Genomic DNA, 15,284 nt, shown 5'->3' on the forward strand with positions numbered 1-15,284 from the left:
CACGTGTAGCCATGACCTCAACCTCCCCGAAATCCCGCAAGCCTTCGACCAAGACCACCAGGTCCAAGTCCAAGTCGAAGTCCAAGTCCAAGGCCGCAAAGGCTGCAGCGGCAAGCACTTCGCCAGCACTAGCGAGGACCCCACCGCAGTTTCGTAACCGGGTTATCGATAAGAAGGCCCTAAAGCAACTGGTGGCATGGGCTTACAAGACACACGGCACCGCTGTAACCGCTTCCATGGCGGACAATCTCAAGGACCTTGGCTTTCGCTACGCCACTCAGGCTGCCGTGTCGATTTCCGTGGAAGACCTCAAGGTGCCTGAGGCCAAGCAAGACTTGCTTGGCCAGGCAGAGGCTCAGATCACGGCCACCGAGGAGTGTTATCGCCTTGGTGAAATCACAGAGGTTGAGCGTCATACCAAGGTGATTGATACCTGGACAGAAACCAATGAGCGTTTGGTTGATGCGGTCAAGAAGAATTTCAATCAGAACGACCCGCTGAACTCGGTCTGGATGATGGCCAACTCTGGGGCTCGTGGAAACATGTCTCAGGTTCGCCAGCTTGTTGGTATGCGTGGCCTGATGGCCAATCCGCAGGGGGAGATTATTGATTTGCCGATTCGCACCAATTTCCGTGAGGGTCTAACGGTTACTGAGTACGTGATCTCCTCTTACGGCGCACGTAAGGGTCTGGTCGATACAGCGTTGCGAACAGCCGATTCCGGTTATCTCACGCGGCGTCTGGTGGATGTTGCTCAGGATGTGATCGTTCGTGAGGATGATTGCGGCACCACTAGGGGCATCATTGTGAAGGCGGAAGACGGTGGTTTTGGTAGCCGTCTTGTTGGTCGCCTCACTGCAGAGCAAGTCGTCAATGTTGACGGCGAAATTCTTGCTGAACGCAATACAGAAATCGATCCACCGCTTTCTAAGCGTTTCGAAAAGGCAGCCATCACTGAGGTGATGGTGCGCTCACCGCTTACTTGTGAGGCCAATCGTTCCGTATGTAGGCAGTGTTATGGGTGGGCATTGGCTCATAACGAATTAGCCGATCTCGGCGAAGCCGTCGGCATTATTGCTGCTCAGTCCATCGGTGAACCGGGGACGCAGCTCACCATGCGAACTTTCCATACCGGTGGTGTGTCTACCGCTGAGACTGGCGTGGTTCGCTCCACTATTGCTGGCACAGTTGAGTTTGGTCCCAAGGCTCGTGTGCGTGGTTACCGCACACCCCATGGTCTAGAGGCTCAGCAGTCTGAAGTGGACTTCACTCTCACTGTGAAGCCTTCAGGCAAGGGTCGTGCACAGAGGATCGATATCACCACCGGATCTTTGCTGTTCGTTAGTGATGGTCAGGAGATCGAGGCAGACGTGACTGTTGTTCAGATCGCGGCTGTTGCGGTGAAAAAGAGCGTGGAGAAGGCCACTAAAGACGTAATTTGTGACCTGGCTGGTCAGGTTCGTTATGAGCAGGTTATTCAGCCCAGGGAAGTTAAAGACCGTCAGGGAAATATCACTCTGAAGGCGCAGCGTTTAGGGAGACTTTGGGTGCTTGCTGGGGATGTCTACAACCTTCCCCCCAATGCCGAGCCTGTAGTCCAGGGCAATGTCAAAGTCGAACGTGGTCAGGTGTTGGCGGAGGCCAGCCAGGCCAGCGAGTTTGGAGGTGAGGTGCGTCTGCGCGATTCGATCGGGGATTCTCGCGAGGTGCAGATCGTGACCACCTCGATGACGATGAAGGACTTCAAGCTGCTCGGAGAGTCCACGCATTCAGGGGAACTTTGGCATCTGGAGGCAAAAGACGGTACCCGTTATCGCTTAAATACCATTCCTGGAAGCAAGATTGGCAATGGTGAAGTGGTGGCTGAGTTGGCTGATGACCGCTTCCGCACTCAGACCGGTGGTCTGGTGCGCTTTGCCCCTGGTCTGGCGATCAAGAAGGCTCGCTCAGCCAAGAATGGCTTTGAGGTGAATAAGGGTGGCACCTTGCTTTGGATCCCTCAGGAGACACATGAGATCAACAAGGACATTTCCTTGTTGATGATCGAGGACGGCCAGTGGATTGAGGCCGGGACTGAGGTTGTCAAGGACATCTTCAGCCAGACTGCCGGGATCGTAACGGTGACTCAGAAGAACGACATCCTGCGCGAAATCATCGTTCGCAGTGGCAGCTTCCACCTTTGTACTGAAACCAAGGCCTTAGAGCGTTTCACAGGTGATGGCCAGATCGTGAACCCAGGCGAGACGATTGCCAAGGGCATCAATTCTGAAGCCATGGTCTTTGTGCAGACCGTGGACACACCTGAGGGGACTGGTCTGTTGCTAAGACCTATGGAGGAATACACCATCCCAAATGAGGCACAACTCCCTGACTTGACTCATGTCAAGCAGCCGAAGGGCCCTCATCTGGGGATTAAGGCCACCCAGCGACTCGCCTTTAAGGATGGAGAGCTGATCAAATCGGTTGAGGGCGTAGAGCTACTCAAAACTCAACTCATTCTTGAGACGTTTGACACCACTCCTCAGATGACTGTGGATGTAGAGGCTGTGCGTGATAAGCGAGCTAAGACCATCGAAAGATTGCGTTTGGTGATTCTCGAGAGCATCCTTGTGCGTCGCGACACAATCTCCGATTCAAGCCATGGCTCCACTCACACCGAGTTGCAGATTGAAGACGGCCAGTCGGTTAAGGCGAGTGATGTGGTTGCGACAACTCAGATCCTTTGTAAACAAGAGGGGATCGCCCAGTTGCCTGTTGTCCAGGAGGGTGACCCTGTGCGGCGTTTGATTGTTGAGCGTGATGAAGACACCATTACGGTGACGACCAATGGCAGTCCGCTCGTGGAGGTAGGCCAGCGATTGGTCGATGGCGACTCGCTAGCAAAAGATGAGCCGTCTAGTTGTTGCGGAGAGGTAGAGGAGGTTGATGGAAAAGCAATCACCTTGCGCCTCGGACGCCCTTACATGGTGTCTCCAGATTCTGTATTGCATGTTCGCGATGGCGATTTGGTGCAGCGGGGTGATGGTTTGGCGTTGTTGGTGTTTGAACGTCAGAAGACAGGAGACATTGTTCAGGGTTTGCCGCGGATTGAGGAGTTGCTCGAAGCTCGTCGCCCAAGGGAATCTGCTGTGCTCTGTAAGAAGCCAGGCACTGTGGAGATCAAGCAAGGAGAAGACGATGAATCAATCACGGTGACTGTGATTGAGGCAGATGATGCTATTGGCGAATACCCGATTCTTCTAGGTCGTAACGTCATGGTCAGCAATGGGCAGCAGGTCCATGCTGGAGAACTGCTCACTGATGGTCCGATTAACCCTCACGAGCTACTCGATTGCTTTTTCGAGGATTTACGTGGGCGCAAGCCGTTGATGGATGCTGCACAAGAGGCGATCGCCAAACTCCAGCACCGTTTGGTCACAGAGGTTCAGAATGTCTACAAGTCACAGGGTGTCTCGATTGACGACAAACATATTGAGGTGATTGTCCGCCAGATGACTAGCAAGGTGCGGATTGAGGATGCTGGTGATACCACTTTGCTGCCAGGGGAGTTGATCGAATTGCGTCAGGTGGAGGACACCAATCAGGCTATGGCGATCACTGGTGGAGCCCCTTCTGAGTTCACACCTGTTCTGCTGGGAATTACGAAGGCGTCTCTGAACACCGACAGCTTCATCTCGGCGGCTTCTTTCCAAGAGACCACACGAGTGCTCACTGAAGCCGCAATCGAGGGTAAGAGCGATTGGCTACGTGGTCTCAAAGAGAATGTGATCATCGGTCGGTTGATTCCCGCCGGCACTGGCTTCAGTGGCTTCCAGGAAGAGTTGCGAGCCGAGGCGGGGCCTCATCCGGACATCCTGGCCGAGGACCCTGCTGGTTATCGCCGAATGCAGAACTTGCGTCCGGATTACACCGTGGACATGCCTGCAGCTCCTGCGGCCAGTTCGACTGCTGTGTTGGCTGATCCCAGTGACGCTGATTTGGAGGCCACACGCAGTCGTCATGGGATTGATCCAGCGGCTAGCAACTTCGCTGCTTTTGTTCGTCCTACTGGTGAGAATGAACTCGAGGAGGAACAGCTGCCAGATCCATCCGCTCTCGAGGGTCTTCAGCAGGAGGGGCTGCTCACTGAGGAGTGAGCAAACCTCTCCTGAATGTTCGTTTCTGCTTTGTAAACGCTTGATTGAGGCCTTCATCCATGCTTGAGCCCACCATCATTCCGCAACGGCGAAAGCCTCGTTATGGCTTTCACAGCCATAACGAGAAGCTCAATGGACGTATGGCGATGCTTGGCTTTATTGCCTTAATGGTGGTGGAGGCAACACTCGGGCATGGTTTGTTGATCTGGTGAGTTCTACCCATCTGCCTGGCGGCAATCAGGCGTTACTGGGTTGTAGTGCTACTGAACTAGAGGGCTGGGCTGTGGCAGAAGGCCAGCCAGCCTTCCGGGGCCGTCAGTTGCATGAATGGCTCTATGCCAAGGGAGCCAGAAGTTTTGAGGCGATCACAGTGTTGCCAAAGTCATGGCGCCTCTCGTTGCAACAGCGAGGCATCACGATTGGGCGGTTGTTGGAGGTGAACCGGGCTGTTGCGGTGGATGACACGACCAAGTTGCTGCTGGCAACGGTTGATGGCGAAACCATTGAGAGTGTAGGCATCCCAACCCAGCAACGTCTCACAGTGTGCCTATCCAGTCAGGTGGGCTGTCCAATGGCTTGTCGCTTCTGCGCTAGCGGGAAGGGAGGGCTGCAACGATCGCTGGCCACACATGAGATTGTTGATCAGGTGTTGAGCTTGCGCGAGGCGATGGATCGCCGTCCTTCCCACGTTGTCTTCATGGGTATGGGTGAGCCTTTGCTCAACATTGAAGCGGTCTTGGCGGCGATTCGTTGCCTGAATATTGATCTAGGTATTGCTCAGCGTCGTATCACTGTGAGCACCGTGGGTGTCCCCCATACGCTGCCCCAGCTGGCAGAGCTGGCGATGAAACGTCTAGGTCGCGCCCAGTTCACCCTGGCCGTGAGTCTGCATGCTCCCAATCAAGAGTTGCGTGAACGTTTGATACCTACCGCTTGCGCTTACCCCTTCGAGACTCTGCTTCAAGACTGTCGCCATTATTTGGCAGTGACTGGTCGACGGGTGACTTTTGAGTACATCCTGCTTGGAGCACTTAATGATCAGCCTCAGCATGCAGAAGAACTAGCGGATCGGGTTAGGGGCTTCCAGAGTCATGTGAATCTGATTGCCTACAACCCCATCGACGATGAGGGTTTTCAACGTCCTAATCCAGAGACGATTGAGGCCTTTCGGCGTGTATTGGAGCAGTGTGGGGTGGCAGTGAGTTTGCGTGCAAGTCGAGGGCTGGATCAGAATGCCGCCTGTGGTCAGCTCCGCCGCCAGCACGCAGCCACCGGCTGAGATGGACTAGCTGAGTCACACTGCGATCAACCGCCTAAGGATATGGCTGCCATTGATTGGATGATCCTCGTTGGTTATCTCGCCATCACTCTCGTGATTGGACTTTGGTTGTCTCGTCGCAATCGAAGTGAGGATGATTACTTTGTTGCGGGACGTCGACTCAGTGGTTGGTTGGCTGGGGCTTCGATGGCCGCAACGACATTTTCGATTGATACCCCTCTTTATGTAGCCGGTCTGGTTGGCACACGAGGATTGGCCGGCAATTGGGAATGGTGGAGCTTCGGCCTGGCGCATGTCGCCATGGCAGTTGTCTTTGCTCCGCTCTGGCGACGGAGCGGGGTGCTGACCGATGCTGCATTCACCGAGCTGCGTTATGGCGGAGCGCCTGCTGCCTGGCTGCGTGGGATCAAAGCATTTTTGCTCGCACTGCCGGTGAATTGCATCGGTATCGGCTATGCCTTCCTGGCCATGCGCAAGGTCGTAGAAGCCCTGGGCATCGTGTCTGGCAGCCCTGTGGAAGTGCTTGGAGGCACCCCTGACACTGTTGTGCTGTTGGCAGTCGTGGCTGTGATGGTGCTTGTTTACACCGTTGCTGGGGGCCTCTGGGCTGTCGTGATCACCGATTTCGTGCAGTTGCTGTTGGCTCTTTTGGGAGCGGTGGCGGTGGCGTGGGCCGCCGTTCATGCAGCCGGAGGGATGGACGCCATGCTCGATCAACTGAGGGGGTTAGAGCGACCTGAACTGCTGGCGATTGTGCCTTGGCAATGGAATGGTGATGGCTTTGATTGGATTGGTGGCGCCGAGATCAGTGTGGCCACATTCCTGTCTTATCTCACTGTCCAATGGTGGAGTTTCCGTCGCAGTGACGGTGGTGGTGAGTTCATTCAGCGAATGTTGGCCACGCGGGACGAGCGTCAGGCTCAACTGGCTGGCTGGGTGTTTCTGGTGGTCAACTATCTGGTGCGCAGTTGGTTGTGGGTTTTGGTTGCTCTTGCCGCTTTAGTGCTCTTGCCAGCTCAGGCCGACTGGGAACTCAGTTACCCAACCTTGGCTGTGACCTACCTACCACCAGTGGTGCTTGGTCTTGTAGTGGTCTCTCTGGTGGCGGCTTTCATGAGTACGGTCAGTACCGCAGTGAACTGGGGTGCTAGCTATCTCACCCACGATCTTTACCAGCGTTTTATAAGGCCGGATGCTGATCAGAGAGAGCTGTTGCTGGTTGGTCAATTCACCAGTGTTTTGCTGCTAGTTGTCGGGGTGATCACCGCATTAATTAGCGACAGCATCGGCACAGTGTTTCGTCTGGTGATTGCTATTGGTACCGGGCCCGGAGTGGTGCTTGTGCTGCGTTGGTTCTGGTGGCGGATCAATGCTGCTGCCGAATTGGCGGCGATGGTTTGTGGTTTTGTGGTGGGCCTTTGTACATCCGTTATGCCCTTGGTGACAATTCCTGATTACGGCACCAGGTTGATGATCACTACAGCGATTACTGCTGTGGTCTGGGTTGTAGTGATGCTGGTGACTCCGCCTGAATCGCCGCAAGTGCTCGAGCGATTTGTGAACCAGGTGCAGCCACCAGGCCCAGGCTGGAGTCGCTTGCGTCAACGCCTGGATATAACACCGGTGGATTCCCTCGTAAGTTTGTGTTTGCGCTTCATTCTTAGTGTCGGTGTTCTGTTTGGCGGCCTGCTCGGCACTGGCGCGTTTTTGTTACATCAGCAGCTAGGCGGTTGGATCGGTTTGGTGGTCACCATGATCTGTGTGCTGCCTTTAACCCGTGGTTGGCTGCGCAGTCGGATAGGCGTCGCATGATCTCCAACAAGGTCTTGGCTTGGGAGGCAGAATGAGCGAAAGTCTTCGCAAGCATTGAATTTCATACGTTCCACCGTGTTGCCTGCTCTGATTGTGGCTTTATTTGGGGTGGCTCTGGTGGCAGTGACTGCTCGTATCTGGTTGCCTGGGGACATGCTCGCGCCGGCTCCAATCGGGTGAGATCAGTCGGCCTAATGCCTCTACGATCAAGGTCATGAGTGAAGCTACTAGACAGCTAGAGGAAGGTCTGGCCAACTTGGCCATTGATCCTGATGTCTTGGCCAAGGAGTTGGCGGCTGAACAGTTCGTTGATCCGCTTGACGAGATCAATCCTGATTATTCAGACGTGGCGGATGTGTGTGACGCAGGTCTTAACTGGCTGAAGCTGGGCCATGAGGAGCGTCTGCAGGGGCTAAGGGTGTTTTGTGAACATCGGGATCCCAGGGCAGTGGCTTTGCTGTTGCCCTTGTTGAAGGAGCCTTGTCCAGTGGAACGGATGAGTGCTGTTTATGCATTAGGTCGAAATCCTTCCCCGCCAGCTTTAGAGCCCCTTTTGCAGTTGCTACAGGCTGACTGCAATGCCTATGTGCGTAAGGCAACTGCCTGGAGCCTGGGGAATTACGCCGATGCCCGCGTCCTTAAACCCCTCATTCATGTTCTCCAAAATGATGTTGCTGCGGTAAGGCTATGGGCCACCGGCTCATTGGCAGAAGCCGGTGGCACCTCTCCTGCCAATGCTGATATCGCTGCAAGTCAACTACTGATGAGTTTGCAGATCGATGGAGAACCTGTTGTGCGAAGTAACTGCATCTGGGCCCTCGGACGTCTTTACGACACTTTGGTTGAACCTCGTCGGCAGGAGTTGGTGGAGGCTTTTGTTGATTCCCTGCTCAATGATGCAGAGCTCTCGGTACGTGATGAGGCTCGCATCGCACTTGAACAGTTGGAGAACTCTGAGGTGATTCAGCGGCTTCAAACTCTTGTAGATGAAGGACGCTTGACCTGAAGGCTCAGATTGGATCCTTGATTTACTTGGGTCTTGTGACAATCAACACGTCAGCTCTTGAAGATGGAGGATATTATTTGGAACCCTTCTGATGAAGTGGATGCCTCAACAGACTGTGCGATTCCGGATCCGTCAAGACGGACGTGTTGAAGAGAGTGTTGAGGGGGTTGTTGGTGAAGCCTGCCGTCTTCTCACCGAGCGGATTGAAGAATCCATTGGTGTCGTGGAACAAAGCACACCTACAGCCGAGGCGTTTCTCCGTCCACAGGATCAATCCCAGTCCATTCCAGCCGAGCTTCTTTGATGTCGCACTTCAGCACCGTTAAGACACACCTGCGCAAACGAGAGCCCCTGTTACAGGCGCTCAAGGATCTTGGTTATGTCCCCCAAGAAGGAGAGCGTTCTGTTCGCGGCTATCGCGGACAAACAGTCACAGCTGAATTGGCTGTGATCATGCCTGAAGGTGGTGATATTGGTTTTCGTTTGAATTCGACTACCGGGGCCTATGAATTGGTGACCGACCTCGACCTCTGGCGGCAATCTGTTCCGGTGGAACGTTTTCTTGCTCAGCTCACCCAGCGCTACGCCCTTAATACGGTGTTGGCATCAACAGCGCAGGAAGGCTTTGAGGTGGCAGAGCAGCGCAATACTGATGACGGCGCTATCGAACTGGTGGTAACTCGCTGGGATTCCTGATATCCAACTTTGACCATTGATTGATCCATCGGCAGCTTTTCAAGTTTCCGCCCAGCTTGATGAGCGGGCGAATGGATCGGAGCCGCTGCTTGGTGGACAATTGCGTGAGAAGGCTGTCTGGGTTGATGAGGCTGTCTGCATTGGTTGTCGGTACTGCGCTCATGTAGCGACTAACACCTTTGTTATCGAGCCAACAATGGGGCGCTCCCGGGCCATCCGGCAGGACGGGGATAGTACGGAACGCATTCAGGAAGCCATTGCGACCTGCCCTGTGAACTGCATCAAATGGGTGCAGTTTGAGCAGCTAGATGAATTGCGAGCTCAATTAGCAGCTCTGGAATTGCTTCCTCTTGGATTTCAAAGGACTTCTCGTAAGCGGCGTAATCATGGCTCCTAAGAGTTAATGAAGGCGTCTTTGGAGCAGAGCTCTCTGCCTTGCCGCCGCTTTGGCCGCACCGGTTTATCAATGCCTGTGTTGTCTTTAGGGGGGATGCGCTTTCAGCAGAGCTGGACAGATTTGGAGGCGGAGGTCATTACCTCTGAGTCGCAGCAACTGCTGCAGGACATTTTGGAGCGAGCGGTGGCCTGTGGCTTTCATCATGTGGAGACGGCACGCCATTACGGCAGCTCTGAGCGGCAGTTGGGATGGGCGCTGCGTGATGTCTTGGATCCACAGCGGCTGTTGCAGAGCAAAGTCCCTCCTCGTGAGGATCCCAAAGTCTTTGAGGCTGAGTTGGCACTCAGTTTTGAACGATTGGGATGTGAACGATTGGATCTAGTTGCCATCCATGGCCTCAACCTTTCGGAGCATCTGGACCAGACCTTGCGACCAGGAGGTTGCATGGATGTGTTGCGTCGTTGGCAGGGTGATGGACGCATCGGTCATGTGGGTTTTTCCACCCATGGCCCCACAGACCTAATCGTGCAGGCGATCGAGACGGATGCCTTTGATTATGTGAACCTGCACTGGTATTTCATTTATCAAGACAATGATCCTGCACTGGATGCAGCTGCTCGTCATGACCTAGGCGTTTTCATCATTAGCCCGACAGATAAGGGTGGCCATCTGCATAGTCCCTCGTCTCAACTTCTGGAACTCTGTGCTCCACTTCATCCAATTGTGTTCAACGATCTGTTTTGCTTGCAAGACCCAAGGGTTCATACGATCAGCGTTGGCGCAGCGCGACCCAGTGATCTCGATCGGCATCTCGAGGCGGTGGATCTCTTGCAGAGTGCCGCTGAGTTGCTGCCACCAGTTCAGCAGCGACTCGTTGATGCGGCACAGTTGGCTTTAGGTGAGGCTTGGTGGACCAGTTGGCAGAGGGGCTTGCCGCCCTGGCAGGAGTCTCCAGGCGAGATCAATCTTCCGATCTTGCTTTGGCTTCATAATCTTGTAGAGGCTTGGGGAATGGAGGGTTATGCAAAAGCCCGCTACGGCTTACTTGGCAGTGGCAGCCACTGGTTCCCTGGAGCGAATGCCGAAGCACTGGATGCAGATGTGAGTGAGACGGCCCTCAGGGAGGTGTTGGTGAACAGCCCCTGGTGTGATCAGATCCCAGGCTTGCTGCGTAGGTTGCGCAACCGTCTTGGTGGTCATCCTCAGCAGCGACTGACCAGTGTTTAAGACCCGAGCGGCTTCTTGGCAGGTACACCGATTGGACGTGGAAAGGTCGCTGGGCAGGGGAGCGTTGCGCGCAGGCGTAATTGGTGACGCACCCCGCGATTGTCAGGAAGTTCGCGACGTTCCATCTTGATTAGATCGGCTTGTAGCAATCTGAGAGCCTTAGCGAGATCCTTTGCATCGTTGGGGCTCCAATGGCCACGAAAGAGCAGGGCTTCGCCGCTTGGCTTGAGAAGGGGGACGAGGTATTCGGCTACAACCGGTGCTGTGCTCACTGCGCGAGCCATCGCGAGATCAAATAAGCCGCGGCAGCAGTGATCCTGCCCGGTGAGTTCTGCACGTTCGCTACGTACCGTGACTCGGGATGTTAGGCCTAGCTTTGCCGCCATTGCCTTGAGGGCAGCTGTCTTGCGGCCTACCGAATCCACCAAGGTGATCCTTGCGCCTGGTAGTGCGATGGCTAGTACCAGACCGGGAAAGCCACCGCCGCTGCCGATATCGATGCAACGACGTGGTTGTTGGGCGTTCTGCAATTCGCTCTGCAGAGGCCAGAGGCTGTCGAACACCTGCATAATCCAGTAGTCACCACCTTCGACCAGGCGGGTGAGGTTGACCCGGGCATTCCATTGGCGTAGGAGGGCTTGTAGGGCGATCATTTGCTCCAGTTGTTCACTGGAGGGATGCCATCCCAGGGCATTCCAGAGCTCCGGGCCTGGGTTGCTAAAGCAGGCCTGATTTGACATGGGAAATCAGAACATAGTTCTCTCTAGGATGGAATTGTTCACGGGGAAAGGAGATGATGTTCTGCGAGTTGCCGATCAACTTCTGGTTTTGACTCTTGCGAAGAGCCATTACGAGCGTCTGGGAGTTGCGCGCTCTGCAGATGTTGAAACCATTCATCTAGCCTTCCGCCGTCGCAGCAAGGTTCTGCATCCGGATACGGCTCCTCTTCCTGCTGAACAGGCTGCCAAGCAGTTTCAGTTGTTGTGTGAGGCCTATGAGCTTCTCACCGACCCTGTGCGACGCCAGGCGTATGACGCCAGCCTGATGGCAGAAGGGTTGTTGGCTGCGAGCTCCAGTGTTGGCACTGATGCGCTGCCTTCAATGTCTTCTAGTGCTACGAAGGGGGTTGGCGTGCGCCGTCCTCTTTCCGGGGGGGAGTTGTTTTCTCTGCTTCTTCTGGGGCTGACTTTAATGTTCAGCCTGTTGATTGGCTTTGGAGTGGCTTGGGCTCATGGACGTGAGCTGCAAGTTTTGCCTAGTTGGCTCAATAGTGAACAGACTACTGGCAGGATTTCAATCACAGGTGCCATCAATGTCGTCGTTGCCTCCCGAACAGACGCCTTTGGATCGGCATTCCCTCGTTTCTCTTGAGAGTTGGCTGCAGCGGCTAGGTGCTGAGCGCAGTTGTGAGGATCCCTGTCGATGGATTTGGCTCATGCCTGAATGGTCAGCTGAGATCGTTCTGGAGCAGGAAGAATTGAGGGTTGCCTGGGAGCAAGGTGGTCAGCGCAGTCAGTGCTGTTTCCCTTATGGTCTACCCCGCTCCGATGTGGAGGCTGCTCTTTCAGAAGGCCCTTAAGAACGATGGTGTTGCTTCTGTTGAGCGCTTGAGCGCTTGAACTCAGAGGGCTTCCAAGCCTAAATGGATGGCTGCATAGCATTGCTCAAGTTGAGCGTCATTGAGGCAGAGCGGAGGCAGCAGATAAACGACCTGACCTAGAGGCCGCAGGAAGACACCATTGTTGATGGCTTGTTGTTTGACGATTCGTCCTGCTGGATTGAGGTAGCCATGGGTTCCGTCTATCGCGAGGTCGAAGGCGGCGATGGTGCCGGTCAGTCTTGGTTGCTGCACCTTTGGATGTTCAGCTAGGGCTTCGAGATGAGGTAGATGCCTAGCCTCAAAGTTTTCGTAGCTTTCTGGGTTGGCCTCCAGTAGATCGAGGCTTGCGTTTGCGGCTGCGCAACCTAGGGGATTAGCAGTGAAGCTATGACCGTGCCAGAGGGTGAGAGATGGATCATCTCCTAAGAAGGCCTCAAACACCTCTTCGCGGGCCATGGTGACGCCCATGGGCAAAAATCCCCCGGTGAGTCCTTTCGATAAAGCGATCAAATCGGGAACAAGCCCTGCACGCTTGAAGGCGAATAGGGCTCCACAGCGTCCGAAACCAGTCAGAACCTCATCAGCAATCAGCAAGGCTCCCGCAGCACGTACGCGTTGCTCGACTCCTTGTAGGAATTCCGCTCGCACCATGGCCATGCCGCCTGCTCCTTGGACTAATGGCTCCAAGATGACTGCTGCTGTTGGGGTTTGAAGGCATCGTTCCAGTTCAGTTAGAGCAATCCGTTCACGTGTTTCAACCTCTTCATCGCCCCACCAAGTAGCGGGCCAGGGCACCCGTGCTACTGGAAACAACATCTCCTCAAAGGGGGCACTGAATAGGTTGCGCTCCCCTACTGCCATCGCCCCGAACGTGTCGCCGTGGTAGGCCCCGTTGAAAGCGATGAGTTGTTGCCTAGGCTCGCCGCGGTTGTGCCAGCACTGACAAGCGATCTTGAGCGCAACCTCCACGGCGGTAGAGCCGTTGTCGGAGAAGAACAGGCGTTGAAGGCCTGTTACGGCACTGAGGCGCGCTGCCAGTTGTTCTGCTTGGGGATGAATGAAGTCAGCAAAGATCACCTGCTCCAGTTGCTGTGCCTGGGTTGCGATGGCAGCGGCGATGCTGGGATTGGCATGGCCATGCAGGGTGACCCACCAGCTGCTGATTGCATCAATCAGGGGAGGTGCACCATCCAGCATCAATAGCGCTCCATCCGCCGAGATGACACGTTGCGGTGGTGATGCCGATGCGATCTGAGTGAAGGGAGGCCAGAGATGGGGATGCCAGTTTTTGGCGTTTGGGGCGGCGAGTGGATCGAAGCTATCCATGATCCGATGGGATTGTGTTGCCATCTTGGATCGTGATGTTGCGGACTGAACCGATCACGATGGCTCTTTGCAATCCTTTCAAGCAGATAACAAAGCAGGCTCTAAAACCAACTGCTAAACCAACACATAAAAAAGTAGCTAGCCGATTGGAGGCTCCCTATTGAAAAGCCACTCCGACTACACCTGGCAAGCCTTCGTTAGCAGAACTCAGAAAGCAAAGAAAGGAGATGCTGGACTGGTTAAATAACGTGAGGATTGGTTGGTTACCAAATCACATGCCTGGCTTTTATCTAAGCTCAGTATTAACAGGCTCGCCTGTTAGGACATGGGTTCCCGTTGTCAGCAGCAGGATGCCCATAATATGACCAGCCATCATGAACCCTTACATCTCGATTACGTGGACTTGAGAACATAGCCCGTAAAACTGGTGTTAGTTCTGGTTGCTTCTTTGGTTTCTTTTGTTCCTCTTCAGCGATTGAAGGTAGTCATGTGAGCAATGTTAGAAGTAATAAGCAGGCAGGTAGTTGCATTGAGACTAATAATTAAGGTGCGATGAATATCTTCTATTAGCAGTCATCATTGACACTGTGGCCCTGTTAGTTATTTCACAGAATGCACGTTCTTGGATGAAATTACCTTCCATGTTCTTGGCTTTATAATCAATTAGAATGTATCCATCGCTTGGTTCATAGACTAAAACTTGCAAAGATGCTGGCCTCAAAAGCAGGTGTTCCAGAATGCTTTTACATGCTGCGACTTGGTATTTTGTAGGTGTCATAGGCTTAACTTCAGCTACAGCAGCTAAAGGATTAACAAGAACTGCAGACGCTGTAATTATTAGACTAAGAGATTTAATCATCGTTTGCAGGAACTTGAGTTGGCTTGGATTTATGCTGTTGTAACTTGAAACGATCATCAACACCGTCCAAGCTAATATCGTTTAATGGTTGCTTTGATTCGTCCAAGCATTCTGACAAGTTGATATCTTTGTTGGCTTCGCTTGGGTTAGCCATAGTGTTTATCATCTATGAAAAGTTTAGCAATACCTATATAGGTAAATGTATTAGCCTAATTATAGCATTTGACATCCTAGGCGCATGCCATCTCGACCAGTCTCAAACCAGTCTCTTTCAATGCCTGTCGGGCAATATGCAGGCACCGCATTGGGATAATTATTTTTTATAAACTGTTCAAAATGATCTCTTAATTCACAGTCGTTCGTCTCTCCCTGTTTGCATGAATTATTGTATTGCCTCCAGAGATAATCAACAGTTTCAAAGCCTTTGGGCATTCCTGGACTGGCTTCGACAGAAATGGGGAGCGTCGTCGCAGCTGCGGTTGTAACAAGCGTAAATAGTACTTTCATTGGCTTTAGATCCGACCTTTTAAAGATTAGCAAATCATCATTAAAATTACTAGAAAAAATAATTTCAGATCAAGCCTAGCTTTTATCTAAATCAAGCATTAAAAAGCACCGCAGCGTGAGTTGCCTTTGTAGAATGAGCAGCTTTGGTAGCTATGTTTTATTTTGCTTGCTCTTTAAGCTATTGCAAGGCTTTCCTCAAGCTTCTTTTTATGATATCGTGAAAGGTATTGGAGCCATTCTGCTGTAGATAATTATGATTTGCTTTGTAGTTGATCTATTCTGCTGATTTGGTTTTATCGCTTTTAGGACACGTTTGGACATGTGCTGACTCAGCAAGAAGGAATCTGAATTCGCTAAGGCTTGTCGTTGTAGATGCGGAGATTTTTGCGTTTGAATTCAATTCATCCATCCCTTTGGCTTGCTTCAGGTTGTTGCATTG

Annotated in this window: 15 protein-coding genes; 11 read left to right on the plus strand and 4 right to left on the minus strand. The window is 53.3% G+C overall.

The annotated features are described in order from the left end of the window. The first annotated feature begins 11 nt into the window (after nucleotides 1–11). The 9 genes from SIB79_RS00800 (at nucleotide 12) to SIB79_RS00840 (ending at nucleotide 10,553) form a co-directional block, all read left to right on the plus strand. Nucleotides 12–4,136 (plus strand): DNA-directed RNA polymerase subunit beta', encoded by a 4,125-nt coding sequence (locus SIB79_RS00800; protein ID WP_063403552.1) that lies wholly within the window; start codon nucleotides 12–14, stop codon nucleotides 4,134–4,136. A gap of 59 nt (nucleotides 4,137–4,195) precedes the next feature. Then, nucleotides 4,196–4,348 (plus strand): high light inducible protein, encoded by a 153-nt coding sequence (locus tag SIB79_RS00805; protein ID WP_011130872.1) that lies wholly within the window; start codon nucleotides 4,196–4,198, stop codon nucleotides 4,346–4,348. Then, complete coding sequence (gene rlmN / locus SIB79_RS00810) at nucleotides 4,345–5,415, plus strand: 23S rRNA (adenine(2503)-C(2))-methyltransferase RlmN (RefSeq protein WP_063403553.1); 1,071 nt, start codon at nucleotides 4,345–4,347, stop codon at nucleotides 5,413–5,415. Before SIB79_RS00805 ends, rlmN begins: the two co-directional genes overlap by 4 nt. A 42-nt stretch (nucleotides 5,416–5,457) precedes the next feature. Further along, complete coding sequence (locus SIB79_RS00815; protein WP_063403554.1) at nucleotides 5,458–7,227, plus strand: sodium:solute symporter family protein; 1,770 nt, start codon at nucleotides 5,458–5,460, stop codon at nucleotides 7,225–7,227. A 214-nt stretch (nucleotides 7,228–7,441) separates the two neighbouring features. Then, complete coding sequence (locus tag SIB79_RS00820; protein WP_063403555.1) at nucleotides 7,442–8,233, plus strand: HEAT repeat domain-containing protein; 792 nt, start codon at nucleotides 7,442–7,444, stop codon at nucleotides 8,231–8,233. Nucleotides 8,234–8,333: 100 nt separating this feature from the next. Then, nucleotides 8,334–8,537, plus strand: a complete 204-nt coding sequence (locus tag SIB79_RS00825) for a DUF2997 domain-containing protein (protein ID WP_041375041.1) — start codon at nucleotides 8,334–8,336, stop codon at nucleotides 8,535–8,537. Next, the gene (locus SIB79_RS00830) at nucleotides 8,537–8,929 is read left to right on the plus strand and encodes a DUF1257 domain-containing protein (RefSeq protein ID WP_011130867.1); all 393 of its coding nucleotides are present in this window, start codon (nucleotides 8,537–8,539) and stop codon (nucleotides 8,927–8,929) included. The genes SIB79_RS00825 and SIB79_RS00830 overlap by 1 nt, the downstream gene beginning before the upstream one ends. 16 nt (nucleotides 8,930–8,945) lie before the next feature. Then, entirely contained in the window at nucleotides 8,946–9,326 is a 381-nt protein-coding gene (locus SIB79_RS00835; RefSeq protein WP_011130866.1) for a ferredoxin, read from the plus strand. Between the two features lie 6 nt (nucleotides 9,327–9,332). Then, on the plus strand, nucleotides 9,333–10,553 hold the full coding sequence (locus tag SIB79_RS00840; RefSeq protein WP_063403556.1) for an aldo/keto reductase: 1,221 nt from the start codon (nucleotides 9,333–9,335) through the stop codon (nucleotides 10,551–10,553). Here the strand turns inward: SIB79_RS00840 and rsmG are convergent. Next, nucleotides 10,550–11,293 carry a 16S rRNA (guanine(527)-N(7))-methyltransferase RsmG gene (rsmG, locus tag SIB79_RS00845; RefSeq protein ID WP_063403557.1) on the minus strand — a complete coding sequence of 248 codons (744 nt, stop codon included), beginning with the start codon at nucleotides 11,291–11,293 and terminating at the stop codon, nucleotides 10,550–10,552. The genes SIB79_RS00840 and rsmG overlap by 4 nt on opposite strands. Between rsmG and SIB79_RS00850 the strand changes: the two genes are divergently transcribed. Both SIB79_RS00850 and SIB79_RS00855 read left to right on the plus strand, forming a co-directional pair. After that, a complete protein-coding gene (locus SIB79_RS00850) occupies nucleotides 11,292–11,924 on the plus strand; it encodes a J domain-containing protein (RefSeq protein ID WP_063403558.1) in 633 nt (210 codons plus the stop codon). The genes rsmG and SIB79_RS00850 overlap by 2 nt on opposite strands. Continuing rightward, a complete protein-coding gene (locus tag SIB79_RS00855) occupies nucleotides 11,866–12,132 on the plus strand; it encodes a DUF3143 domain-containing protein (RefSeq protein ID WP_063394933.1) in 267 nt (88 codons plus the stop codon). Before SIB79_RS00850 ends, SIB79_RS00855 begins: the two co-directional genes overlap by 59 nt. A 42-nt stretch (nucleotides 12,133–12,174) precedes the next feature. On the opposite strand, the gene bioA is transcribed toward SIB79_RS00855, so the two are convergent. The 3 genes from bioA to SIB79_RS00870 all read right to left on the minus strand — a co-directional run bounded on the left by bioA (nucleotide 12,175) and on the right by SIB79_RS00870 (nucleotide 14,845). After that, entirely contained in the window at nucleotides 12,175–13,479 is a 1,305-nt protein-coding gene (gene bioA, locus SIB79_RS00860; protein ID WP_413681124.1) for an adenosylmethionine--8-amino-7-oxononanoate transaminase, read from the minus strand. 535 nt (nucleotides 13,480–14,014) lie between these two features. Then, nucleotides 14,015–14,395 carry a hypothetical protein gene (locus tag SIB79_RS00865; RefSeq protein ID WP_155724634.1) on the minus strand — a complete coding sequence of 127 codons (381 nt, stop codon included), beginning with the start codon at nucleotides 14,393–14,395 and terminating at the stop codon, nucleotides 14,015–14,017. Nucleotides 14,396–14,551: 156 nt separating this feature from the next. Continuing rightward, nucleotides 14,552–14,845: a hypothetical protein gene (locus SIB79_RS00870; protein ID WP_155724635.1), complete on the minus strand. Its 294-nt coding sequence runs from the start codon at nucleotides 14,843–14,845 to the stop codon at nucleotides 14,552–14,554. Nucleotides 14,846–15,284 lie beyond the last annotated feature (439 nt).

The organism is Prochlorococcus sp. MIT 1342, from assembly GCF_047304495.1.
Lineage (GTDB): Bacteria > Cyanobacteriota > Cyanobacteriia > PCC-6307 > Cyanobiaceae > Prochlorococcus > Prochlorococcus marinus_D.

Excerpts from the sequence above, each read along its gene's own strand:
- SIB79_RS00870 (WP_155724635.1), bottom strand. The coding sequence starts at position 14,845 with ATGAAAGTACTATTTACGCTTGTTACAACCGCAGCTGCGACGACGCTC.
- SIB79_RS00865 (WP_155724634.1), bottom strand. The coding sequence starts at position 14,395 with ATGATCGTTTCAAGTTACAACAGCATAAATCCAAGCCAACTCAAGTTC.
- SIB79_RS00800 (WP_063403552.1), top strand. The coding sequence starts at position 12 with ATGACCTCAACCTCCCCGAAATCCCGCAAGCCTTCGACCAAGACCACC.
- SIB79_RS00805 (WP_011130872.1), top strand. The coding sequence starts at position 4,196 with ATGCTTGAGCCCACCATCATTCCGCAACGGCGAAAGCCTCGTTATGGC.
- SIB79_RS00840 (WP_063403556.1), top strand. The coding sequence starts at position 9,333 with ATGAAGGCGTCTTTGGAGCAGAGCTCTCTGCCTTGCCGCCGCTTTGGC.
- SIB79_RS00825 (WP_041375041.1), top strand. The coding sequence starts at position 8,334 with ATGCCTCAACAGACTGTGCGATTCCGGATCCGTCAAGACGGACGTGTT.
- SIB79_RS00855 (WP_063394933.1), top strand. The coding sequence starts at position 11,866 with ATGTCGTCGTTGCCTCCCGAACAGACGCCTTTGGATCGGCATTCCCTC.
- bioA (WP_413681124.1), bottom strand. The coding sequence starts at position 13,479 with ATGGATAGCTTCGATCCACTCGCCGCCCCAAACGCCAAAAACTGGCAT.
- SIB79_RS00850 (WP_063403558.1), top strand. The coding sequence starts at position 11,292 with ATGGGAAATCAGAACATAGTTCTCTCTAGGATGGAATTGTTCACGGGG.
- rsmG (WP_063403557.1), bottom strand. The coding sequence starts at position 11,293 with ATGTCAAATCAGGCCTGCTTTAGCAACCCAGGCCCGGAGCTCTGGAAT.
- SIB79_RS00815 (WP_063403554.1), top strand. The coding sequence starts at position 5,458 with ATGGCTGCCATTGATTGGATGATCCTCGTTGGTTATCTCGCCATCACT.
- SIB79_RS00820 (WP_063403555.1), top strand. The coding sequence starts at position 7,442 with ATGAGTGAAGCTACTAGACAGCTAGAGGAAGGTCTGGCCAACTTGGCC.
- SIB79_RS00830 (WP_011130867.1), top strand. The coding sequence starts at position 8,537 with ATGTCGCACTTCAGCACCGTTAAGACACACCTGCGCAAACGAGAGCCC.